The sequence below is a fragment of the Opitutus sp. GAS368 genome, assembly GCF_900104925.1.
In the GTDB taxonomy this organism is placed as follows: domain Bacteria; phylum Verrucomicrobiota; class Verrucomicrobiia; order Opitutales; family Opitutaceae; genus Lacunisphaera.
In genome coordinates, this window is record NZ_LT629735.1 from 4098689 (window position 1) to 4122276 (window position 23588).

Here is a 23588-nt window from a genome sequence, read left to right on the forward strand (position 1 = left end):
CCCTTCCATGAAATCCCGCCCCCTCCTCCTCTGCACCGCCCTGTTCGCACTCGCCACCCTGGCGCGTGCGACCGTCACCGAGACCTTCAAGCAGACCTACCCGCTGGCCGCCGACGGCACTCTTCAGCTCGACAACGTCAACGGCGACATCGATATCGTCGCCTGGGACAAGGCCGAGGTTTCGTTGGAAGCGGAGAAGAAGGGCAAGACCGACGAGGACCTGGCGAAGGTCACCCTCGAGATCGATTCCTCGCCCGCCAAGCTCAGCATCAAGACCAAGTATGCCAAAAAGGACGGCTGGCTCTCGGGCAGCGTCAACGCCTCCGTCCGCTACAAGCTGATGGTGCCGGCCGGGGCTCATCTGCAAAAAATCGACTCCGTCAATTCCGACATCACCGTCACCGGCGTGCGCGGCTCCGTCAACCTGGACACGGTCAACGGTAGCATCACCGCCACCGGGCTCGCCGCCGACGCGCGCCTGGGCTCCGTCAACGGCAGTCTCCGCGCCGAGTTCGCCTCGCTCGACGGGGTCCAGAAGGTGAAGCTCGATTCCGTGAATGGCCGCACGAGCGTCGCTTTGCCCAAGGGCGCCGGCGCCCGGATCGACGCCGATTCGGTCAACGGCAGCGTCAACATCGACCAGGCGGTGAAGCTCGGCAAGGTCCGCCGCCATTCGCTCAGCGGTCAGATTGGCAGTGGCGGTCCCGACATCTCGCTCGAGACCGTCAACGGCAGCATCTCCATCAAGGAGAATTGATCTGTATCGCGCTTTATGCGCGCCGTTTCGTGGGCGTCGGCGGTCACAGACCGCCGCTACAGTTCTCTCGGGCATCCCACAATTGGGACGGTGGAATTTCATTTTCAGAAGTTTTCGTCGCTGAGCCTCGACGCAAGTATTCTCTAGATGCTCCATTCCAATGAGTAACAAGAGTCTACGGCCTTGGCATCGCGCATGCAAGGGAACGCACTCTCTCCATGTTCGGCACCGAATACAACTGGCTGATTTCCCTTTCGCCCCACCCCGACAACGGCACGCCCCAGGTGCGCATGGCCAGCAGTGGACTGCTCACGCTCGCGGTGGCCGTGTTTTGTTTTCTCTGCGTCGCGCTGTTCACGGGCTGATCTTTCGCGTCACCCACTCACTACACTCCCCATGATCATCGACACCTTCTTCCAGGACCTGCGCATCGGCCTGCGCGTGCTCATCAAGGAAAAGGGATTCTGCGCCCTCGCCGTCTTCGTGCTCGCCGTCGGCATCGGCGCCGTCACGACCCAGTACGCCGTGGTCAACGGCGTGCTCCTCCGCGGCTTCAAGTTCCGCGCCGCCGAGCGCCTGGTCGACGTGCAGCTGGCCGACCCGGAAAAGTTCACGCCGAACAATTTCAACTCCCGCATGACGACGGCGGATTTCGCCGACCTCAAGGAGCAGCAGAAATCCTTCGAGGATTGGGTCGGCTACCTCAACGGCTCCACCGTCAACCTGACCTACAACGGCCAGCCCAAGCGCCTGACCGGCGGCTACATCACCTACGATTTTTTCCGCGCCCTCGGCGTCTCGCCCGTGCTCGGCCGCGACTTCCTCCCCGAGGAGGACCGGGCGGGCGTCGACAAGGCCGTCATCCTGAGCGACGCACTCTGGCACCGGGATTTCGGCGGTGACCCGGGGGTCATCGGCAAGGCCGTGCGGGTCAACGGCCGGACCGGCACCATCGTCGGGGTCATGCCGCCCAAGTTCCAGTTTCCCTCCAACGAGGAGCTGTGGATCCCCGTCAACGCCGAGTTTCCGGTCAAGCCGCGCAACGACCGCGGCGTCAATTTCATCTCCGTCATCGCGCGACTCAAGCCGGGCGTGAGCCCGGAGCAGGCCGCTAGCGAGATCTCCAGCATCGCGAAGGGCTTCGCGACCGCCTACCCTGACACCAACAAGCAGTTCACGCTGGGCTATGTCCGCCCGCTCATCGCGGCGTTCACCGGCGGCCAGCTCAATATCCTGCTCTTCACCATGCTGGCGTTCTGCGTCGGCGTGCTGCTCATCGCCTGCGTGAACGTGATGAACATGCAGTTCGCCCGCGCCACGCTGCGGGCCAAGGAGCTCGCCATCCGCTCCTCCCTCGGGGCCACCCGTGTCCGCCTCATCCGCCAGATGCTGACCGAGAGCCTGCTGGTCGCCACCATCGGCGCGGTGGTGGGCGTGGGCATCGCCTTCTGGACCACCGACTATCTCGACCTCTATGTGCATGCGGCCAACCCGATCCCGGCCTGGATGACTTTCAACATCGACACCAAGGTGCTGCTGGTCGTCGTCGGCGCCACCATGCTCTCGGCCGTGGTGTCCGGTTTCGTGCCGGCCTGGCTCTCATCGCGCGCCAGCGCGATCGACGCCCTCAAGGAAGGCGGTCGCGGCAACACCAGCCGTTCCGTCGGTATCATCACCCGCGGCCTGGTGATCTTCCAGATCACGCTAACCTGTGTCCTGCTCATTGTCGCCATGTTGCAGGTGCAGTCCATCGTCAGGCAGCAGACCATCGACTACGGCTACGACCTCTCCGCCGTCCTCGGCAACCGCATGGGCCTGATGGAAGGCGATTACCCGACTTCCGAAAAACGCCAGCTCTTCTACGAGAAGCTGCTGCGCGAGCTCCGCGCCGCGCCGCAGTTCGAGGCCGTCGCGCTGACCAACCGCTTCCGCATGGTCTTCTCCGGCAACGGGCCCATCGAGATCGAGGGCAAGGAATACAAGCAGGACAGCGACCGCACCACGTCCGAATTCGAAAACGTCACGCCTGGCTACAACGACGTGCTCGGCCAGAAGCTGATCGAGGGCCGCTACCTCACCGAGGAGGACTCCGAGCAGAAAATGCCCGTCGCCGTCGTCAACGCCACTTTCGCCAAGAAGCATTTCAACGGGCAGGCCCTCGGCCGCCGTTTCCGCACGATCAACCAAAACGGTACGCAACCGGGCCCCTGGCGCCAGGTCGTCGGCGTCGTCACCGACGTGCGCATGGCCGGGCCGTTCAACAACAAGTCCGACGGCACCGGCTTCTACGTGCCCTTTTTCGATACCGCCTTCGGGCCCGCGGCCGCCACGCCGCAGGCCCAGCAGTTCGGCACGGCGCTGATCCGCCCGCGCGGTGGCCAGCGGCCCGAGGCCCTCGCCGCCGCGGTCCAGAACATCGTAAACAAGGTCGACCCGAACCTGCCGCTTTATTTCGTCGGCACGCCCAAGTCCGCCATCGACACCTTCCTGTCCCAGAACCGGCTCGTGGCCGTGATGTTCGCGGTCTTCGGCGCCATCGCCGTGCTGCTCGCCTCCGTGGGCCTCTACGGCGTGATGAGCTTCTCCGTCAACCAGCGCAGCCAGGAGTTCGGCGTGCGCATGGCGCTGGGGGCCGACGCCGCCCGCATCCTCCGCATGGTCCTGCGGCAGGGCGTATGGCAGATTGGAATCGGCCTGAGTCTGGGACTCCTTCTGACGCTTCCGGCCGCTCTTTTAGCAGGAGATGCGATTATCAATGCCCTCACCTTGTTCCAGATCACGCCCAGCGACCCCCTTACTTATGTGTCCGTATCGCTGCTGATCATCGTGGTTTCTCTTTTCGCCACCCTCGTCCCGGCGCGCCGCGCCACCCGCGTCGACCCGATGGTGGCGCTCCGCGCCGAATAATCGAACCAGGACGCCATTTTTGCATGTCACCTCTGTTGCCCCGCACGCATCTCGTCAGCCGTCGTGTCCGCCATCGGCTTGGCGACGGCGGAAGCCTTGCGCGAAGGCTGATGATCGCCCCGCGGGCCGGGTGACCGGCCATTTTCCCTCCCACCCACCATGATTCTCGAAACCTTCTTCCAAGACCTGCGCATCGGACTCCGGGTCCTCTTCAAGGAAAAGTCCTTCTGCGCCCTCGCGGTGTTCGTGCTCGCCGTGGGCATCTGCGGCGTCACGACCATGTTCAGCGTGATCGACGGGGTGCTGCTGCGCGGCATGCCCTTTCCCGAGCCGGCGCAGCTGGTCGACGTGCAGTGGCGCGACCCCAAGCAGCCGCCGGAGGTCACCACCAACCTGCTGCCCGCCGACTACCTCGAATTGCGCCCCGCGCAGCGGTCCTTCACCGATCTCGCCGCCTATCTCAACCTCTCGACGATCAACATCACGATCACGCGGACGCCGCAGCGGCTGCAGGGTGCCTACGTCACGGAAAATTTCTTTTCCGTCCTCGGCGTCAAACCGGTCCTGGGCCGTGATTTCACGGCCGACGACAACCGGCCCGAGGCCCCCCGCGTGGCGCTGATCAGCCACACGACCTGGCAGCACGAGTTCAATGGCGCGCGCGGCATCGTGGGCCAGACGGTCCGGCTCAACGGCCGCGCCGCCACGATCATCGGCGTGATGCCGCCCGGCTTCGCCTTCCCGCAGCAGGAGCAGATCTGGCTGCCGCTGTTCAACACCTTCGCCCCGCCGGCCAGGAATTTCCAGGTGGCGGCCGGCCTCGGCATCGCCGCGGCGCCAAACGTCGGCATCCTCGCCCGGCTGAAGCCCGGCGTGACCCTCGCCCAGGCCGGGCAGGAGTGGGACGCGCTCGCCGCCCGCCTCGCCGGGATGTATCCCGACACGAACAAGCTCCTGACCGAGGCGTCCGTCCGGCCCCTGATCCAGAATTTCGTCGGCCGCAACCAGCGCATGATGCTCTACCTCATGTTCGGCGCGGTGGTCGGCGTGTTGCTGATCGCCTGCGTCAACGTGATGAACATGCAGTTCGCCCGCGCCACGCTGCGGCACAAGGAACTCGCCGTGCGCAATGCGCTCGGCGCCACCCGCGCCCGCCTCGTCCGCCAGATGCTGACCGAAAACGTGCTGCTGGCCGGCCTGGGCGCCGTCGCCGGCGTCCTCCTGTCGCTCTATGCGATCGACCTGTTCAACGAGGCCCTCGCGATTCAAATTCCGCCGCCGCCGTCCTGGGTTCATTTCGCGATCGACCCCCGGGTACTCGCCTTCACGGTCGGCGTCGCGATGCTCGCGGCCGTCGGGTCGGGCCTGCTCCCGGCCTTCCTCGCCTCGCGCGCCAACGCCGCCGACGCCCTCAAGGACGCCGGCCGGGGCAACACCAGCCGTGCGACCAACGTCCTTACGCGCGGTCTCGTCATCACCCAGATCGGCCTCGCCTGCGCGCTGCTCGTCCTTTCGACGCTCGTCATCCGCTCCGTGGTCAACCAGCAGCGGATCGACTATGGCTACGACCCCGGGACCGTGCTGGCCGCGCGCGTCGGCCTGTTTTCCACCGACGATTACCCGGCCGAGGCGGACCGCCGGAAATTCTACGAGCGGGTCCTGCGCGAGCTGCGCGCCACCCCGGGCATCGCCTCGGCCGCGGTCAGCTCCCGCTTCCGCATGATCGTCGCCGGCAACGGACCCTACGAGGTCGACGGCGTCAGCTATGCCACCGAGCGCGACCGCCCGCAGGGTTCGTTCGAGAATGTCAGCGAGGGCTACTTTGAAACGCTCGGCCTGAAGGTCATCGCGGGCCGTGACTTCACCAGCGACGACAACGACGCCCGCCAGCCGGTCGTCATCGTCAGCGCCTCCTTCGCCCGGAAGAATTTCGGCACCGCGAGCGCCGCGCTGGGCCGCAAGGTCCGGCCGTTCGGCGGCGGCAATTCCGGCCCGTGGCGGACCGTTGTCGGCGTCGCGCCCGACACCGTCATGCAGGCGCCGCCGTTCAGCCCCACCGTCAACACGGTCGGGATGTTCATCCCGTTGAATGTGCTGACGCCCCCGTTCGCCACCCTCCTGGTACGGCCGCCCGGTGGCTCGCCGCACGCGATCGACGACCAGTTGCGCAAGGCTGTCGCCGCGGTCGACCCGAACCTGCCGCTTTATTTCGTGGAGACGCCGCGCCGCGCCCAGGACGACGTCCTCGCGCAAAACCGCATCCTCGCGACGATGTTCAGCCTCTTCGGCGGCGTGGCCACCCTGCTCGCCGCGGTCGGCGTGTATGGGGTGATGGCCTTCGCCGTCAACCAGCGCACGCAGGAGTTCGGCGTGCGCATGGCGCTCGGTGCCGGCCGCCGCCAGATCCTGGTGATGGTGCTCGACCAGGGCGGCCGCCAGCTGTTCGTCGGCCTGGCCCTCGGCCTGCTCGGCGCGCTGCTGCTCGTGCTCTGGTTCACCGGCGCCTATGCCGGACTCTTCTTCGGCGTGAACCGCTTCGATCCGGCCATCTACGGCTTCGTCGTCCTGCTGCTTTCCGCCGTGGCCGCGCTTTCCTGCCTCGTGCCCGCCCTCCGTGCCACCCGCGTCGACCCGATGGTGGCGCTCCGTGCCGAGTGACGATGAAGTAGCGAGCGTGGTATTACGCGCCGAATATCCCGGGACCCTCACTTCCCTAATACACGCTCCCCGTTGCTTACTCCTTCTTTCTCCCATGTTCCCTGAACTGCGCTTCGCCTTGCGCCAGCTCACCAAGGCCCCCGGCTTCACCGCCACGGTGATAACGGTCCTGGCTTTGGGCATCGGTGCCACCACGGCGATCTTCAGCGTCATCAACGCCGTGCTGCTGCATCCGTTCCCCTATCAGGACGGCAACCACATCCTCTTCGTCGGGTCGAACCGGCTGGATCGCCCCAACAGCCAGATGCCGGTGGCCTACCTCGATTACCTCGAGTGGCGCCGGGACGCACGCAGCGTCGAGCACCTCGCCTTCGCCACCGGCACGTCCGCCACGCTGACGGGCCTCCCGGAACCCGCTGTGCTCCGCCAGGGCGCCGTGTCCGCGCCGGTCTGGCCCTTGCTCGGCATGCAGCCGGTGCTCGGCCGCGTGTTCACCGACGCCGAAGACACCCCCGCCGCCCCGCCGGTGTGCGTGTTGAGCTACGCCACCTGGCAGAAGCGCTTCTCCGGAGACCGGAGCATCCTGGACCACCCCATCACCCTCGACGGCAAGTCCTACACGGTGATCGGCGTCATGCCTCCCACCTTCAAATTCTGGGCCGCCGACGTCTGGACCCCCGTCGGGCTCCAGGCGGGCTCGGACCTGATGCAGAGCCGCATCATACGCAATGACTCCTGGGTCGTCACGCGCGCCGCCCCGGGCCGCACCATCGATGACGTCCGCGCTGAGCTGTCGGTCATCGCCCGCCAGATCGCCCAACAACACCCCGACAGCAACCGGGATGTCGGCGTCACCATGCGCTACCTGAGCGAGTCGGTCTCGGGCCCGTTCCGGAATCCGCTCCTGCTGATGCTGGGCGCCGTCGCCGCCGTGCTGCTGATCGCCTGCGCCAACGTCGCCAACCTGCTCCTGGCGCGCACCATCGCCCGCCGCCGCGAATTTGCCGTGCGCGCCGCCTTGGGTGCCAGCCGGGGGCAGCTCATCCGCCAGATGCTGGTCGAGTGTGTGCCGCTCGCCGTGCTCGGCGGCATCGCCGCCCTGGGCCTCGCGGTCTGGGGCCTCGATGGGTTGCTGGCCATTCTGCCGCAGGACACCGTGCCGGTGGAAGCCGTCATCCGGGTCAACGCGCCCGTCATGTTTTTTGCCGCCACCGTCACGTTCGGCACCATGCTGCTGTTCGCCCTGTTTCCCGCGCTCGAGGGCTCCAGCGCCGCCGGCGGCAACGGCCTCAACGAGGGCAGCCGCGGCACGGCCAGTGTGCGCACCGGCCGGATCCGCGCCGGGCTCATCGTCGCCGAGGTCAGCCTCTCCCTCATGCTGCTGATCGGCGCCGGCCTGCTCCTGCGCAGTCTCGCGCGCGTCTACGCCGTCGAGGTGGGCTTCAACCGCGACAACCTTCTCACGATCCCGATCCAGTTGCCCGAGAATCGCTACGGCACCAGCGAACAGGCCACGCGGTTCTTCGAGGACGCGGTGGCGCGCCTCCGGTCGCTTCCCGCCGTCGCCGCCGTCGCGGCCAGCACCAACGCGCCCTTCCTCAACGGCTCGGGCATGCCGCTCGTCGTCGAGGGCCAGACCTACACCGACATAGCCCAGATGAAGGATGTCCAGTTCTCCCTCGTCACCGACGATTACTTCCGCGCCCAAGGGCTGCGGCTGGTGCGCGGCCGCGTCCTCAATGAGACCGACCGGGCCGGCTCGCCGCCGGTGATCGTCCTCAACGAGGCGGCGGTGAAGAAATTCCTGCCCGAGGGCGAGCCCCTCGGCAAGCAGGTGATGCTGGGCGCGCCGGACAACCTGATCAAACCCGGCATGCTGCCGGCGGGTTTCGACAAGTTCCAGTGGGCGACGGTGGTCGGCGTGGTCCAGAGCGCGCGGCACTTCGGTCTCGACAACGATCCACCCGCCGCCGCCTACATTCCGGTCCGCCAGTCCTGGAACTATCCGCAGATGCGCCGGTTCATGATCCTCCTCGTGCGCACGCACGGGGAACCCCTCGACGCCGTGCCGGCGCTGCGCGGCGTGCTCAAATCGCAGGACCGGGACCTGCCCGTCGAGCGCATCTCCACCATGAACACGATCATCGGCGACTCGCTCCAGTCCACGCGGTTCAACACCGTGCTGCTGGGCCTGTTCGCCGTCATCGCCCTCGCGCTGGCCGCCGTCGGCATCTATGGCGTCGTCGCCTGGAACGTGACGCAGCGCACCCGCGAGATCGGCATCCGCTCGGCCCTCGGCGCCACCCGCCGGGACGTGCTCCGTCTGGTGGTCGGCCAGGGCATGAAGGTCGTCCTGCTCGGCGTCGCCCTCGGTCTGGCCGGCTCGTTCGCCGCCACCCGCGCCCTGCAGGGCCTGCTCTTCGAAACCAGCGTCTTCGACGGCTGGACCTTCGCCATCGTCTCGCTCCTCCTCGCCAGCGTCGCGCTGCTCGCGTGCTGGTTTCCGGCCCGCCGCGCCACCCGCGTGGATCCCATGGTGGCCCTGCGGGCTGATTGACGGAACTTCCCGTCCGCCCCAGGTTCTCCACTGCATGCAACGATTCTGCGCCGTCCTGGCCGGCCTCAGTCTCACCGCCCTCGGGGTCGCCGCCGTCGACCCGGCCGCCTTCAAGGCCGCCGTCGAACTCTACCAGCAGCACAAGCCACTCGAGGCGCAAAAGGCTTTCGAAACCCTCGCCCAGGCCGACGGGAAAAACGCCGACATCCAGTTCTATCTGGGCCGGCTGGCGCTCCAGCGCGACGATCATGAGCAGGCCGTGGCCTGCTTTGAGAAAGCCGTGGCGCTGGTGCCGGACGACGCGCGCTTCCACCACCGGCTGGGCGATGCCTACGGTCTGGCAGCCCAGAAGGCCGGCCTGTTTTCCAAGATCAGCCTGGCCGGCAAATGCCAGGCCGAGTATGAAAAAGCCGTCGAGCTCGACGGCAAAAGCGTCGACGCGCGCCAAAGCCTGTTCAACTTCTACCTGCAGGCCCCGGGCTTTGCCGGTGGCAGCAAGGAGAAGGCGCTGACCCAGGCGGAGGAAATCAAGCGCCTCGACCCCCCGCGCGGCCGGCAGATCTTTGCCGCCTATTACGCGAACGAGCAGAAATACGCCCTTGCTCTCGCCGAGTTCGACGAGGTGCTGAAGGACAAGCCCGACGATTACACCTCGCTCTACCAGGTCGGCCGCCTCGCCGCCAACACCGGCCAGTTCCTCGACCGGGGCCTGGCCGCGCTGCGCCGTTGCGTGGAGCTGCCCGCGCCGGCGGGCGAGCCCGGACATGCCGCCGCCCACTGGCGCATCGGCAACATCCTCGAGAAACAGGGTGACAAGCCGGGCGCCCGTGCCGCCTACGAGGCTTCGCTCAAAGCCGACCCGAAGTTTCCCCAGGCCATCGAGGCGTTGAAAAAGCTTTGAGCGGGCCGCGGCTCATCGCGCTCGCAATCGCCGGGTTTTCACTATGCTCATGGCCGTGAGCAATCCGCCCCGTGAGGACTTCCTGATTCAGCTCGGCACCAGCGTGCGCGACGGCAGCTTCGTGAAGCTCACGCTTGGCAAGCCGCGCGGCGGCGACGCCACCCTGCGCAACCTGCTGGTGCGGCCCGTGGTCCTGCGCGGCGCTCCGCACCTTTCCTTCGTCTGGCGGCATGACCGGCAGGACATCACGAAGAACCACGCGCCGGAAGACGCCATCACGGCGCTGGCCGCGCTTGTCGGCGCCGACTTTCACAGCGCCCACCTCTTCACCACGGCGCGGATGGCGCAGCTCGAGTTCAACAAGAAGGGCGAACCGCGCCTCACCTACGGTCCGGCCGCGGTGGAAAAGGCCGGGGGAGAGCACGACCGCACCAAGCAGCGTCTGCTCCCGGAGCAGAGCCAGCCTTGGCTCGAAAAGCTGGGCGTCACGACCGCCACCGGCGCCGTCCGGGAGGGCCTGGCCGACAAGCACCGGCAGATCCACAAGTTCACCGAAATCCTCAGCCACCTCGCCGCCGACGCGGCCTTGCCGACCCACCGGCCGCTCGAGATCGCCGACATGGGCTGCGGCAAGGGTTATCTGACGTTCGCCACGCACGATTACTTCAACCTGGTCGAGCAGCGCGCCGCGCACGTCCGCGGCATCGAGGCCCGCGAGGAACTCGTGACCCTGTGCAACCGGATCGCCCGCGAGACGGCGCGGGCGAACCTCAACTTTGTCCAAGGCACGATCGAGTCGGCCAGGCTCCCCGCGCTCGACGTGCTCATCGCCCTGCATGCCTGCGACACCGCCACGGACGACGCGCTCGCCAAGGGCGTGCAGGCCGGCGCCGCGCTGCTCGTGGTGGCCCCATGCTGCCAGAAGGAGTTGCGTCCCCAGCTGGTCGCCGCCCCGGTCCTGGCTCCCGCCTTGCGCCATGGGATTTTCCAGGAGCGCCACGCCGAATTTGCCACCGACGCCCTCCGCGCCCTGCTGCTCGAGTGGGCGGGCTACGACACGAAGGTGTTCGAGTTCATCTCGACTGAGCATACGGCGAAGAACCTCATGATCGCCGCCACCAAGCGAAACGGCCCGGCGCGCACCGAGTCCGCCGCCCTGAAGGTGCGCGAGCTGGCCACCTTCTACGGCATCAAGTCGCAGGCGCTCGCGCGGCAGTTCTATTTCGATCTCGGCACATGAACTGGGAGACGCTCGACTGGGAAGTCCTCGACCGGCTGCGCGAAACGTTTCTGTCCGAGGCGAAGTCCGCCGGCCCCTACTGGCACACGATCACCGACCTCGAAAGCTACGACCTCACCTACGGCGAGCGCATCGGTTGGAAGTGGGACGCGGTGCTGGCCGAATTGAAACGGCGCGGCTGGACCCCGCCCGCCAGCGCCACCGTGCTCGACTGGGGTTGCGGCAGCGGCGTCGCCGGCCGGCGCGTCGTGGACTTCTTCGGCGCGGCGAGCTTCACCCGGCTGCTGGTGCACGACCACTCGGAGCTGGCGATGGACTTCGCCGAACACCGCGCGCGGAAACAATACCCGCAGCTCGAAGCCGGCCGCGCTGACGCCCGTTACCTCCGCTCGGATGAGCCGATCGGCGTGCTGGTCGCCAGCCATGTGCTCAACGAGCTCGCCGACGTGGCGCGAGCGGAGCTCGCCGACCTGTGCGCCCGCGCCCAGACCATCCTCTGGGTCGAACCCGGCACGCACGAGGTCAGCCGCGCGCTCGGCGGCTGGCGCGAGAAACTGCGCGCCGCCGGCCTGAACCCCGTCGCTCCCTGTCCGCACCACGCCGCCTGCGGCGTGCTCGCGGCCGGCAACGAACGGCACTGGTGCCACTTCTTCGCGTCGCCGCCGGCCAACCTTTATGCCGACTCCGACTGGGTGAAGTTCGGCCAGCGCGCCGGCATCGACCTGCGCTCCCTGCCCTACTGCTTCCTCGCGCTCGACCGCCGGCCCACCTCTGTAGCGGCGGTCTATGACCGCCGGAACGATGATGAGGCCAACAACGACGACGGTCATAGACCGCCGCTACAGCTTTCCCGCATCCTCGGCGAACCGCGCCACTACAAGGGCTATGCCAAGATCTTCAGCTGCGACGCCAGCGGCGTGGCCGAACTGATGCTGCAGAAGCGCGACGCACCCGAATTATTCAAGGCCCTGAAGCAGGGCGCCGGCCCGGAGCTGCACCGCTGGGCGCACGCCCATGGCCGCATCATGCAAATCAAGCCGCTCTGAAGCTTATTCCGTAACTTCCCACTGAAAATTAGTGTTCATTAGTGTCCATTAGTGGTTCAAAAAGCCTTCCCTTCCTCCCCCATGATCACGCTCCGTAACGTTGAAAAAGTCTACCCGCTCAAGGGCGGAGTCTTCTATGCCCTGCGCAACATCAGCCTCACGATCAACGAGGGTGAGTTCGTCTCCATCATGGGCAACTCCGGCTCCGGCAAGTCCACCCTGCTGCACATCCTCGGCCTGCACGACAGCGCGTGGGGCGGCGAATACACCCTGAAGGGCGAGGCCGTCCACAAGCTCGACAAGAAGAAGCGCTTCGAGCTGCAGAAAAAGCACATCGGCTTCGTCTTCCAGAGCTACCACCTCCTCGACGACCTCACGGTCTACGAGAACCTCGAGATTCCGCTTTCCTACCGCGACATGCCCAAGAAGGAGCGCGAGTCGGTCGTGTGCGACGTGCTCGACAAGTTCGGCATCGTCGGGAAAAAGGATCTCTATCCCAGCCAGCTCTCCGGCGGCCAGCAACAACTGGTCGGCGTCGCCCGCGCGCTCATCGCCAAGCCCTCGCTCATCCTCGCCGACGAGCCCACCGGCAACCTCCACTCCGACCAGGGCCGGGAGATCATGAAGCTCTTCAAGAAGCTCAACGAGGAAGGCACCACCATCATCCAGGTCACGCACTCGGCGGAGAACGCCACTTACGGCAGCCGGATCATCCGCCTCGCCGACGGCCTGCTGATCAGCTGATCCCCCATGCTCCGGCGCCATGTCAGGTTCGCTTTCTCCCGAGAATTGCCGCGCTGAAGGCGAACCGCCCCTGCGCCGGTTTGCTCGTCCGCGCTGCGACGCGCCTGTCGATAAAGCCAATCGCCCGGGTTGTCCGGGCGCCGGCTACGCCGGGCGAAAGGTAACAAAACCAGAGCCATCTGGCTCTAGTGATATAGGGCCTTTAGGGTCTCAGGCAATGAATACTGTTGCCCGGGGGAATTCCCCGGGATGCAGTCGCCAACCGACTGCATGAGCATCAAAGTCCGAATGACCCTACTGTTGGGCCTGTTGCTGGCCGCCTTTCTCGGGGTCATGCAATTCCTCCGGCACAAGGAGCAGTCCCGCATCGAGGAGTTGCGGCAGGATTCGGTGCAGAGCAGCCGGCAATCACTCCAGCAGTGGATCAGCCTGACCAACCAGCCACTCCAGCGCTTCGCCCGGGACTTCAGCGAGTGGCCGGAGATGGCGGCCTTCCTGGACCGCCGCGATCAGGCCTGGGCCGAGAGCACGCTCAAGCAGAACCTGGTCAATTACGAGGCCCACGCCCTATGGGTGCTGACGGAAAAAGGCGAACTCGTCTATTCGGCGCAGCAGCACCCGGGGCCGCCGCTGCCGCCGCCGGCGACGTCCGCGCAACTGGCTGCGTTGGCCTCCGGCCCGGGCCGACATATCTTTGCCGAAAGCCGCGACGGCCTGCTCGAAGCCTGGGGCGAGCCCATCGGGTCGGACCAACCGGGCGGAAATCCCCGCGGTTGGCTTCTGGTCTCCCGCTGGTGGAGTCCCCGGTTTCTGGCGACTCTGAGCCGGCTGTCGGAGATGCGCGTGGAACTGGTGCCGGCCGGGGGAGCGGCGACCCCCGCCCACCTGCTGCTGCCGCTGTGCGACCTGCAGGGCCGCCCGCTCCGCCAGCTGCAGACCACCCTGAACGAGCCCGACTTTGCCGGAACCCTCGACGCGGACACCCTGGCGGTCCGCATGCTGCTGCTCTTTGGTCTGCTGGTGATTGCGACCGTCTGGCTCGGCGTCCGGCAGTGGGTGCTCCGCCCGCTGGCCCAAATCAGCCGGAGCCTGGCGCACGAGGATGCCTCGGCCGTGGTCGCCCTGCAACATGAGGACACCGAGCTCGGCCGCATCGCGCAGCTGGTCGCGCATTCCTTCGAGCAAAAGCAGGACTTGCGGCGGGAGAATGAGGAGCGCAAGCGCGCCGAGCAGGCATTGCGCAAGAGCGAGGAACTGGTGCGCCGTTCCCTTGAGCTGCGGGCCCGGCTCGCCCGCGACCTGCACGATGGCGTCATCCAATCCATCTACGCCGCGGGTCTCGGCCTGGAGAGCGCCATGTCGGAACTGGAACGCGACCAGGCCGCCGCCCGCACACGTCTGACACACTGCCGGCAGAGCCTGAACGGCGTGATCCGGGAGGTGCGGGGCTTCATCAGCGGCCTCGAGCCGGAGCAGATGCAGCGCCATGGCTTCGCCGAGGAACTGGGCGCCCTCGCCCGCACCATGCAGGCCCTGTGGCCCGTGCGCATCGTCCACAAGGTCGACGCGCAGGCCGCCGCCCGGCTGAACATCGGCCAGGAGGTGCACGCGCTCCAGATTGCCCGCGAATGCATCAGCAACGCGCTGCGCCACGGCGAGGCGAAGAAGGTGCTCATCATGCTGGCGCACGCCGCCGGGGACGGCGTGCTCACCGTGCGGGACGACGGCCGGGGCTTCGAGCCCGCGCTGGTCGCCGGCCAGGGCAGCGGGTTGCACAACCTGGCCACCCGCGCCCGCGAGATGGGCGGCCGGTTGCACCTCGATTCGCAGCCGGGCCGCGGCGCCACGGTCACCATCACTTTTCCCCTCGCGGAGGCCGCACCATGAAGCACCTCCGCTCCGCCGGCTTCACGCTCGTCGAGGTCATGGTGGCGTCCACCGTTCTCATCTTCGGCATCGTCACCGCGATCACCACCAGCCAGCGCGGACTGCTGGCGCTCGACACGGCGCGCAACCTCACGGCGGCCTCGCAGATCATGCAGTCCGAGGTGGAGCGCATCCGGCTGCTGAGCTGGAGCCAGCTGCAGACCCTGCAGCAGACCGGCGGCACCAGCGTGACCCCGGACGCCGGGGCGAACGGCAGCCGCTTCACCTGCACCCGGGAAATAACCGACCTCAAGACCGAAATGAAACAGATCACGCTGACGACCGTCTGGCACGGCTACGACGGCGGTGAGCACATCGCCCGGCTGATCACCCGCTACGGCAAGAGCGGCCTCAATGACTATTTCTACACCACGCACTGATTCCCGCCCCGCCGGGCTTGCCACGCCGAAGCGCGCACCGCGCGCGCGCGAAGGCGGGTTCACCCTCGTCGAGGTGCTGATCGCCGCGACCCTCAGCACGTTGGTGCTCGCGGGCGTGCTGAGTGCCTTCCTGTTTCTCGCCCGCACGAGCTTTCGCTCCAGCGGCTACAGCGAGATGGAGGCCGAGGTGCGGCGCGGACTGGACATCTTTGCCCGCGACACCCGCAACGCCACGGACGTGCACTGGAACAGCGCGCAAAGCATCACGCTGACCGTCGGCGGCCTGCCCGTGACCTATGCCTATGACAGCGACCCCGCGAGCGGCACTTATGGCAGCTTCTACCGCCTCGCGGACAGCACCGGCCAGTCCCGCACCGTGCTGGTCCACAGCGTCGCACCGGATTTCGTCTTCAACCGCTACAAGCTCGAACAACCGGGCGTGAGCGACAACACCGCCGGCAACGACAGCGAGACCAAGCTGCTGCAGCTCACCCTGCGCGCCGTGCGCACCAATGTCGCCACCACCGGAGCCAGCAATGCCGCGACCTCCGCCCGCTTCATGCTGCGCAACAAAAGGGTCGCCAATTGATGACCGCCCTGACCCGACAGTCCCGGCCCGGACAGGCGCGCGGCGCGGTGTTGATCGTGGCCCTGCTCATCACGGCGCTGATCGCGCTGGCACTGGGCAGCTACCTCACGCTGAACCTGGGCACCGCGCGCCTCGCCCGTCAGAGCTACCAGCAGAGCGCCTCCTTCCACCTCGCCGAGGCCGGGGCCGAGGAGGCCGTGTGGTCGTTCAACCAGGCCAACGCGCACAACCCGGCGGCCTGGACCGGGTGGACGGTCCAGCAGGCTGCGGCCTGGTGCAAGTTCTCCGGCTTCGATTTCGGCGGCAACACCACGGGGACCATCAAGGTCTACGTGGACAACGCCAGCCCCGCCGGCGCCGACAAGCCGACGGTCGTAGCCATGGCGGTGGTGGAGGCCCCGGGCACGCCGCCCACCACCAAGATGGTCTCGGTGACCCTGGCGCGGCGGTCATACTTCGCGACCGGCATCGTCGCGAGGAACAGCATCAGCTTCTCCGGCCTCAACACCTCGGTGGACAGCTGGAATTCCAACCCCAGCAACGACCCGGCGGCGGCCGCGGTGCCTTACAGCGCCGCGGTCCGGCACGACGGCGGCAGCGTGGCCACCCTGGCGGTGCAGAACAGCGCGGTGCTCGTCAACCAGGCCTCGGTCTGGGGCTCGGTCGCCACCGGCGGCGCCGCCCCCGCCGTGGGCACCAATGGCTCCATCCGCGGAGCCAGCACGCCAGCCGGGGTGCAGATCGATCCGGCCCGGGTTACCACGGACTTCACGGCGGACCTCCCGCTGATCACCGCTCCCGTCGACGGCACGCCGATCGCCAGCGTGGGTGCGACGCTCGGCACTCTCGGCCAGGCCACCAAATGGCGTTGTCCCAGCATCAGCCTGAACGGCAGCAAGACCCTCACCATCCTGGGCGATGTCACGCTGGTGCTCACGGCAAGCACCGGCAGCGCGCTGGATATCACCGGCAACGCCTCCCTCATCGTGCCCGCGGGCTCCAGCCTGACCGTGTATGTCGAGGGCGACTGCAAGATTGCCGGCAACGGCCTGGCCAACGCCAACCAGCGGCCCGGCACCTGCCAGATCTGGGGCACCAGCACCAGCGCGGCCGGCCAGAGCATCGAGGTCGCGGGCAACGGGGCCTTGAAGACGGTCATCTACGCCCCCAATGCCGACGTGAAGGTCAACGGCAACGGGGACATCATGGGCGCCCTGGTCGCGAACACCGTCACCTTCACCGGCAATGCCAGCTTTCACTACGATGAATCGCTGGCGAATTCCGGCGGCAACACTCCCTTCGGCATCAGCCGCTGGCGCGAGCTCACCACCGCCGAGGACCGGACCCGCTGGCAGGGTGTTTTTTCCGGCTGGTGATCCTGCTTTAATCCGTCTTCCTCAACCCCACCCGCTTCCCATGACTGCTATCGCCCCGAAATCCATCGAGATCCTGATCGTCGACGACAGCGAACTGGTACGCACCGGCCTCAAAACCCTGCTCGATGCCCACGCCCGCACCACCGGCACCCTGCTCCGCATGGTCGGCGAGGCCAGCACGGCCAATGGCGCCGTCACCGAGGCCAGCCGGCTCAAGCCCGACGTCGTGCTCATGGACATCCGCCTGCCCGACGGCTCCGGCCTGGAGGCCTGCCGCAAGATTCTGGCCGGCGTGCCCGACACCAAGGTGCTTATCCTGACCTCCGTCATCGACGACAACCTGGTTTACGATGCCATGAGCAGCGGCGCCCACGGTTACCTGCTCAAGGAGATCAATGCCCAGGGACTCAGCCAGGCCATCGTGGACGTGGCCGCCGGAAAGTTCATCCTCGATCCCACCGTCACGACGCACGTGCTCAATCTCGTGCGCAGTGGCAGCAACCCGCCCACCGAGCACGACAAGCTCGCGACGCTGTCCGCCCAGGAGCGGCGCGTCCTTGCCCTGGTGGCGGAGGGCAAGACCAATAAGGAAGTCGCGGAGTCGATGGGCTTGAGCGACAAAACGGTCAAAAATTATCTCAGCAATATCTTCGAGAAGCTGAAAATCAGCCGGCGCTCCCAGGCCGCCGTCCTCTACACGGCGAGTCGCGGGCCGGGTAAGTAATTACCCTACGAAGAGAGCGTGGCATTCGGCCCTATACGATAGGGCCGTAATCAGGAGCCCATCGCCTGTTACTGGCTTCAGGCGATTTGCGCTACAGTGACGGGGTGAACACGACCACGCGCTTTTCCGCATCATCGGACAGTCCTCCGGCAAGCCGGCCGCGCCGCCGGCGTCTCGCGGCTTTCACCATCATCGAGGTGGCCACCTCCGCCGCCATCATGGCCATGGTGATCTCCACCTCGATTATTGTCCTCCAACGGGGCTTCGCCAGTCTGGATACCGCCCGCTGTCTGAGTTACGCTTCGCAGATTCTGCAGAGCGAATTTGAGAAGGTCCGGCTGACCACCTGGGGCGACGGCACGGCCGCGGGCAACGGCACCACCGGGGTCACCGCCATTCCGACGACGGCCACCGCCCTCACGATTGACGCAAATTATTATTCGGCGGGCGATGTCGGCACCCGGATGCGCATTACGCGCAAAGCCTCCGACGTGCACACGGGCATGATCCTGATCACTTACACCGTCAGCTGGAATGCCTACGACGGCCACAAACTGGTTCGAAACTATTTCACCTATTACGGGAAGGACGGAATCTATGACTTCATCGCACTATAACATCACCGGCCGCCGGTCGAACCGCCGCGCGGGTTTCACGCTCGTCGAGGTGCTGATGGCCATGTCGCTCAGCCTGATGGTCCTGGCCGGCACGCTGACGGCCTTCCTCATGCTCCTGCGCAGCGGCATCCGGGTGAGCAACTACTCGATGATGGAATCGCAAACCCGCCGGGCTTTCGAACAGCTGGGCGTCGATGCGCGCATGGCCAACGGCTACGCCTCGATCTTCACCAACGGCACGATCACCGCCTGCACCTTTACGATTCCGAGCGAGGATCTGAGCACGATCTCGCAGGTCACCTATGGTTTCGACCACAGCAACAGCGCCAACGGGAAATTTTTCTCGGTGCCGGGCAACGACCCCACGGCCACGACGGGCCGCGTGGACCTCGTGCAATACGTCACCTCCCTGACCTTCAACCGCTACGACTCCACGAGCACCCTGATTCCCGCCAGCACGACCAGTGACAGCGGCATCAAGCACATCCAGGTTTCAATCAACGTCAGCCGCGGGACCTTGGGCGTGGCCGCGACCACCCAGGTCATCCGCTCCTCCGCGTTCACCATCCGCAACATCACCATATGATCTCCCGGGCCACCGCACATCGCCACGCCGGCTGCACCGCGAATTCGTCGCGCGGCAGCGCGCTGATCACCACGCTGATCTTCTCGCTCATCATCGCCATCACGCTGGTGGGCTATCTCAAGCTCAGCACGAACTCCATGAAGCTCGCGCACCGCACCTATTTCGCCGATCTGGCCGGCAATCTCGCGGAAGCCGGCACCGAGGAGGCCGTCTGGAGTTTCAACAAGCTCGGCTACGCAACCGACTCAACCAGCATCAATGCCGCGTGGGGCGGCTGGACGCTGGGCAACACCGTGGCGGCTACCAACATCACCAGCATGGGCTCCGGCTACACCTCCGCGCCGACCGTGGCCTTCAGCGGCGGTGGCGGCACCGGGGCGGCGGCCACGGCGAATATCGTCACCTCCATCATTGTCGTGGGCGGCGTCCCCACGACGATCACCGGGGTGAGCAGCCTCACCATCACCAACGCCGGCTCCGGCTACACCTCGGAGCCGACGATCACCCTGAGTGGCGGCGGCGGCACCGGGGCCAGCGCCCGGGCCCTGCTGGCGGCGACGCGCACCATCACCTTCAACAACCTGGACCAGAATGCGACCGCCACGGTGAAGGTGTGGTCCTCCGGCTATGACGGCTCGGGCACGGTGCCGACGGTTGTCACCAAGGCAACCATCACGCCGGTCGATGGTCCACCGATCGTAAAGTGGATCAAAATCATCCTCAGCAAGAGCGGCGTCATGCCCAAGGGCCTGATCGCCAAGAACTCTATTACCTGGAACGGGCACCCGTTGGCCGACAGCTTCATCAGCAGCACGACGCCGGGCGTGCCCCCTTTCACCCAATACAACACCGCCACCGCCCGGTCCAACATCACCGTCGGCAGCCTGTATGGTCCCACGGTCAGCCTCGGCGCCCAAGGCGTCGTCAACGGCAACGTCACGGTGGGTTCAGGGGTGACGGTCACCGGGGGGACGATCTCCGGCCAGACCATTGGCAATGCCCAGTTCAACTTCACCATGCCGACGTATCCGACCAATACGGGCGCAACCGGCTACTACAGCTTGGGCGTCGTGGCCAGTCTCCCGGCGACACTGCCGCGCGCCGGCGATCTCCCGGAAACCGCCGCCGACGGAACCAAAACCTACTACTATTTTTGCAGCGGCACTACCATCGGGGCCACCACCATCACCGCCGGCAAGAACGTGGTGATCGTCGGATCGGGGGGCACCTCCATGGCCGCCGGCCTGCAGATTGGCGTCACCGGCACGAATGTCGGCAACGCGAAGATTTACATGGACGGGCCCATCAATGAGTCGGGCAACGATGCGATCAACACTGGCAGTTGGGCCGGCGCATTGACCGTTTACTCGACCACGACGCAAACCTGCACATTCAGCGGCAACGCATCTTTCACCGGCGTTTTGATCGCCCCCTATGCGGCGCTGACCGGCAACGGTAGCGGTAATTCTCAAATGGACCTGTGCGGATCATTTGTGGTGGGATCGGTCACCAGCAACGGCCATATGGACTTTCACTACGACGAGGGGCTCGGCACCCCCACCACCACGAAGGCGTGGAGCCTGGCGCTGTGGAAGGAATTGCAAACGTCGGCAGACCGAAACCTTTACGCTTCGCAGCTGAACTTCTGATCTCTCGCTCGTCCCCCTTTCGGGACGAAAAGATTTCGAGAGCGGACATTCTGATTTTCCGACCCCGGCTCCGGTCGCACAATGCGCTGGTCCGCCGGCATCGCGCCCGCCACGGAGGAGTAACCGGACGTCTTTTTCAGGCCGTGTTCTTCGCCTGAAAGTGCGTCTTCCCATTTCCGGGATCGACCAATCCCGCTGCTGAGGCGAATCGCTCGATGAGACGGAGACAGTGATGTGGCAACTCACTGACATTCTGTTGTTTAGTTTTAATTTTAAAGATGGCATGAGGGTTGCAAAGTGGGGCGACAACCCAACCACCATGTCCACCCCACGGCGCCTTTTTGGCCTGCTTTTTTCCTCAGTCCTCACGCTTTCCAGCTTTGCGCAATCCGCCCCCATGGATGCCGTCGGTGGGGAAAAGATCGGCCTGAACGACGCCATCCAGCGCGCGTTGGCCAAAAATTTCTCGATCAAGGTCGACGGTTTCAGCACCGCGATTGCGTCCGCCCAGGTCACCGAGGCCTTGGGCAAATTCGACCCGGTGTTCAACGGCAGCTACACTTACGCCGAGAGCTTCAATCCCGCGCTCGCCGACGCCACCACCGGCCTCCGCCCCCCGCCCAGCTTCTCCAAGTCCGACACCGCGGACTTCAACCTCGGCGGCGTGCTGCCCTGGGGCATGACCTACAAGTTCGACGCCAACAGCCTCAATTCCCGCGGCACCTTCAACGGCTACATCGACAACTACAACACGTTCGCCGGCATCTCCGGCACCCAACCCCTCCTGCGCAACTTCGGCTTCGGTCCCACGCTCGCCTCCATCCGCATCGCCCAGGTCAACCGCGGCATCAGCCAGTGGGCTTTCCGGCAGTCGGTGATGGATACCATCTCCCAGGTCATTTTCGCCTACTACGATCTCAATTTCTCCTACGCCAACCTCCACAGCGCCGTCCGCTCCAAGGAACTCGCCATGCAGCTGGTCGACGAGAACCGGAAGCGCTTCAAGGTCGGCAACATGTCCGAATACGATGTCGGCGTCGCCGAATCGCGCGCCGCGACCCGCGATGAGAGCATCCTGTTTGCCCAGCGCGCGGTGCAGGCCGCCGAGTATGCCCTCAAGCAGCTCATCACCGACGACAAGACCCCGGGCCTGCTCGCGCAGCGCATCGCCATCGAACCCCCGCCCCCCCCGCCCATCGTCATCGTGGACGCCGCCACGGATTTCCACACCGCGCTGCAGAAGCGCCCCGATTATCAGCAGGCGAAGCTCGCCCTCAAGCGCGACGGCATCAGCGCCCGCTTGCAGCGCAACCAGCTCCTGCCCCGCGTCGACCTCGTCGGCAGTTACGGCTACAATGGCTATGATACCGATCTGCGCACCAGCCGCCAGCAGGTGAGGAGCGAGGACTACCACGCCTACAGTTGGGGCGTCGTCGTGTCCGTGCCGCTCACCTTCACCACCGAGCGCGGCCGCTACCGGGCCGCCAAGATGCAGGAGCGCCAGTCCGCAACCATCCTCGCAGAGGTCGAACAGGGCATCGTGGTCAGCGTCGGCAACGCCGCCGGCCAGATCGAGACCAACCAGAAGCGCGTGCAGTCCACCCGCCATGCGCGCGAACTGGCCCAGGCCACCCTCGACGCCGAGGTCAAGCGTCTCCGCGCCGGCACGAGCACCACCTTCCAGGTCGCCCAGCAGCAGGAAATCGTCTCCGGCGCCGAAGTGAGCGAAGCCCGCGCCCAGGCGGACTACGCGAAGGCCCTCGCCGAATATGACCGCCAACTCGGCGTCACGCTGGAGAAGCTCAACATCAACGTCGAGCCGCCCAGGTAGGCCGCCCTTCAATTTGCCGGTTACATCCCCGAGGGGGCGGCGTCGCAAGGCGCCGCCCCCGCTTTTTTGCGATGCCTCTGTGGCGGCGGTCTGTGCCCGCCGGGAAGCGCGGCAGGGTCATCGTCGACGGTCATGGACCGCCGCTACCGCATGCCCCGATCTGCGCTGAATTTCACCGCCGCAATGCCGCTTGCAGCGCGTGAATTTTACCGGGAATATCCGCCACATGCCGCGCATTCCCCTCGAGGACAATTTCACCGACGTCATCGGCAAGGCCCAACGGGGGCTCAAGCTGGGCGACGACGCCCTGGCCGCCGCCGCCAACATCCCCGTCGCCGACCTGCGCGCCGTGCAGCAAGGCGAGGTCCGGGAGAACACCCTCCTCGCCCTCGCCCGCCCCCTCGGCCTCGAGCGCAACGCCCTCCTCGCCCTCGCCCGGCGCGAATGGTATCCCGAGCAGCCGATCTTCAAGCGCGGCTTCGCCATGTTCAACACCCCCTTCGAGGACTTGACCGTGAACAGCTACCTCGTCTGGGACGCGAAGACCCGGCTCGCCGCCGCCTTCGATACCGGCACCGACGCCCGGGGCATGCTCGACACGATCTCGTCCGAGGGCCTGACGCTGCGCAACATCTTCCTCACCCACACGCACCCCGACCACATCGCCGACATCCACCGGCTGGCCGCCACGGGCGCGCAGATCTGGGCGAGCGAACTCGAGCCGCTCGGCCGCCTCGGCGCCCAGACCTTCCAGGAAAACGCGCACTTCCACCTCGGAGAGCTCGCGATCAAGACCCTTTTCACCTGGGGCCACTCCCCGGGCATGACGACGTTCTTCGTCACCGGTCTCGCGTGGCCGCTGGCCATCGTGGGCGACGCGCTGTTCGCCGGCTCGATGGGCGGCAGTTCCACCCATTTTGACATGCAGCTGCGCAACAACCAGCAGAAGATTCTCAAGCTGCCGGCCGACACCGTGCTCGCGTGCGGTCACGGGCCGCTCACGACCCTGAAGCAGGAAAGGCAGCACAACCCTTTCTACGCCCGGCGTCATGCCCCGTGAGCAAAAGGTTGATTTGTCGCGCCCGTTGCTATCTCTCAGC

Annotated in this window: 19 protein-coding genes; all 19 read left to right on the top strand. The window is 66.2% G+C overall.

Features of this window, described 5'->3' with window-relative positions:
* Positions 1–7: 7 nt before the first annotated feature.
* The 19 genes from BLU29_RS17525 to BLU29_RS17610 all read left to right on the top strand — a co-directional run bounded on the left by BLU29_RS17525 (position 8) and on the right by BLU29_RS17610 (position 23548).
* The gene (locus BLU29_RS17525) at positions 8–757 is read left to right on the top strand and encodes a DUF4097 family beta strand repeat-containing protein (protein WP_091060698.1); all 750 of its coding nucleotides are present in this window, start codon (positions 8–10) and stop codon (positions 755–757) included.
* A 218-nt stretch (positions 758–975) separates the two neighbouring features.
* Positions 976–1122 (top strand): hypothetical protein, encoded by a 147-nt coding sequence (locus BLU29_RS18235; RefSeq protein ID WP_157693975.1) that lies wholly within the window; start codon positions 976–978, stop codon positions 1120–1122.
* Positions 1123–1153: 31 nt separating this feature from the next.
* Entirely contained in the window at positions 1154–3664 is a 2511-nt protein-coding gene (locus BLU29_RS17530; RefSeq protein WP_091060701.1) for an ABC transporter permease, read from the top strand.
* 159 nt (positions 3665–3823) lie between these two features.
* Positions 3824–6322, top strand: coding sequence for an ABC transporter permease (locus BLU29_RS17535; protein WP_091060703.1), 2499 nt, complete (start codon positions 3824–3826; stop codon positions 6320–6322).
* Positions 6323–6416: 94 nt separating this feature from the next.
* The gene (locus BLU29_RS17540) at positions 6417–8879 is read left to right on the top strand and encodes an ABC transporter permease (RefSeq protein WP_091060705.1); all 2463 of its coding nucleotides are present in this window, start codon (positions 6417–6419) and stop codon (positions 8877–8879) included.
* Positions 8880–8913: 34 nt separating this feature from the next.
* Entirely contained in the window at positions 8914–9780 is an 867-nt protein-coding gene (locus tag BLU29_RS17545; RefSeq protein ID WP_091060707.1) for a tetratricopeptide repeat protein, read from the top strand.
* A gap of 55 nt (positions 9781–9835) precedes the next feature.
* Positions 9836–11020, top strand: coding sequence for an SAM-dependent methyltransferase (locus BLU29_RS17550; protein ID WP_231962272.1), 1185 nt, complete (start codon positions 9836–9838; stop codon positions 11018–11020).
* Positions 11017–12066 (top strand): small ribosomal subunit Rsm22 family protein, encoded by a 1050-nt coding sequence (locus tag BLU29_RS17555; protein ID WP_091060710.1) that lies wholly within the window; start codon positions 11017–11019, stop codon positions 12064–12066. Before BLU29_RS17550 ends, BLU29_RS17555 begins: the two co-directional genes overlap by 4 nt.
* An 81-nt stretch (positions 12067–12147) precedes the next feature.
* Entirely contained in the window at positions 12148–12810 is a 663-nt protein-coding gene (locus BLU29_RS17560; protein WP_091060713.1) for an ABC transporter ATP-binding protein, read from the top strand.
* A gap of 288 nt (positions 12811–13098) precedes the next feature.
* Positions 13099–14697 carry an ATP-binding protein gene (locus BLU29_RS17565; RefSeq protein ID WP_172830295.1) on the top strand — a complete coding sequence of 533 codons (1599 nt, stop codon included), beginning with the start codon at positions 13099–13101 and terminating at the stop codon, positions 14695–14697.
* A complete protein-coding gene (locus BLU29_RS17570; RefSeq protein WP_091060718.1) occupies positions 14694–15116 on the top strand; it encodes a hypothetical protein in 423 nt (140 codons plus the stop codon). The genes BLU29_RS17565 and BLU29_RS17570 overlap by 4 nt, the downstream gene beginning before the upstream one ends.
* Positions 15091–15705 carry a prepilin-type N-terminal cleavage/methylation domain-containing protein gene (locus BLU29_RS17575; RefSeq protein WP_091060720.1) on the top strand — a complete coding sequence of 205 codons (615 nt, stop codon included), beginning with the start codon at positions 15091–15093 and terminating at the stop codon, positions 15703–15705. Before BLU29_RS17570 ends, BLU29_RS17575 begins: the two co-directional genes overlap by 26 nt.
* Positions 15705–17081: a hypothetical protein gene (locus BLU29_RS17580; RefSeq protein WP_091060723.1), complete on the top strand. Its 1377-nt coding sequence runs from the start codon at positions 15705–15707 to the stop codon at positions 17079–17081. The genes BLU29_RS17575 and BLU29_RS17580 overlap by 1 nt, the downstream gene beginning before the upstream one ends.
* 40 nt (positions 17082–17121) lie before the next feature.
* Complete coding sequence (locus BLU29_RS17585) at positions 17122–17805, top strand: response regulator transcription factor (RefSeq protein ID WP_091060725.1); 684 nt, start codon at positions 17122–17124, stop codon at positions 17803–17805.
* Between the two features lie 104 nt (positions 17806–17909).
* The gene (locus tag BLU29_RS17590; protein ID WP_172830296.1) at positions 17910–18422 is read left to right on the top strand and encodes a hypothetical protein; all 513 of its coding nucleotides are present in this window, start codon (positions 17910–17912) and stop codon (positions 18420–18422) included.
* On the top strand, positions 18403–19008 hold the full coding sequence (locus tag BLU29_RS17595; RefSeq protein ID WP_157693977.1) for a prepilin-type N-terminal cleavage/methylation domain-containing protein: 606 nt from the start codon (positions 18403–18405) through the stop codon (positions 19006–19008). Before BLU29_RS17590 ends, BLU29_RS17595 begins: the two co-directional genes overlap by 20 nt.
* Positions 19005–20657 carry a hypothetical protein gene (locus BLU29_RS18460; protein ID WP_091060733.1) on the top strand — a complete coding sequence of 551 codons (1653 nt, stop codon included), beginning with the start codon at positions 19005–19007 and terminating at the stop codon, positions 20655–20657. The genes BLU29_RS17595 and BLU29_RS18460 overlap by 4 nt, the downstream gene beginning before the upstream one ends.
* A 319-nt stretch (positions 20658–20976) precedes the next feature.
* Entirely contained in the window at positions 20977–22488 is a 1512-nt protein-coding gene (locus BLU29_RS17605) for a TolC family protein (protein ID WP_172830297.1), read from the top strand.
* 226 nt (positions 22489–22714) lie between these two features.
* Positions 22715–23548 (top strand): MBL fold metallo-hydrolase, encoded by an 834-nt coding sequence (locus BLU29_RS17610; protein ID WP_091061270.1) that lies wholly within the window; start codon positions 22715–22717, stop codon positions 23546–23548.
* Positions 23549–23588: the final 40 nt, after the last annotated feature.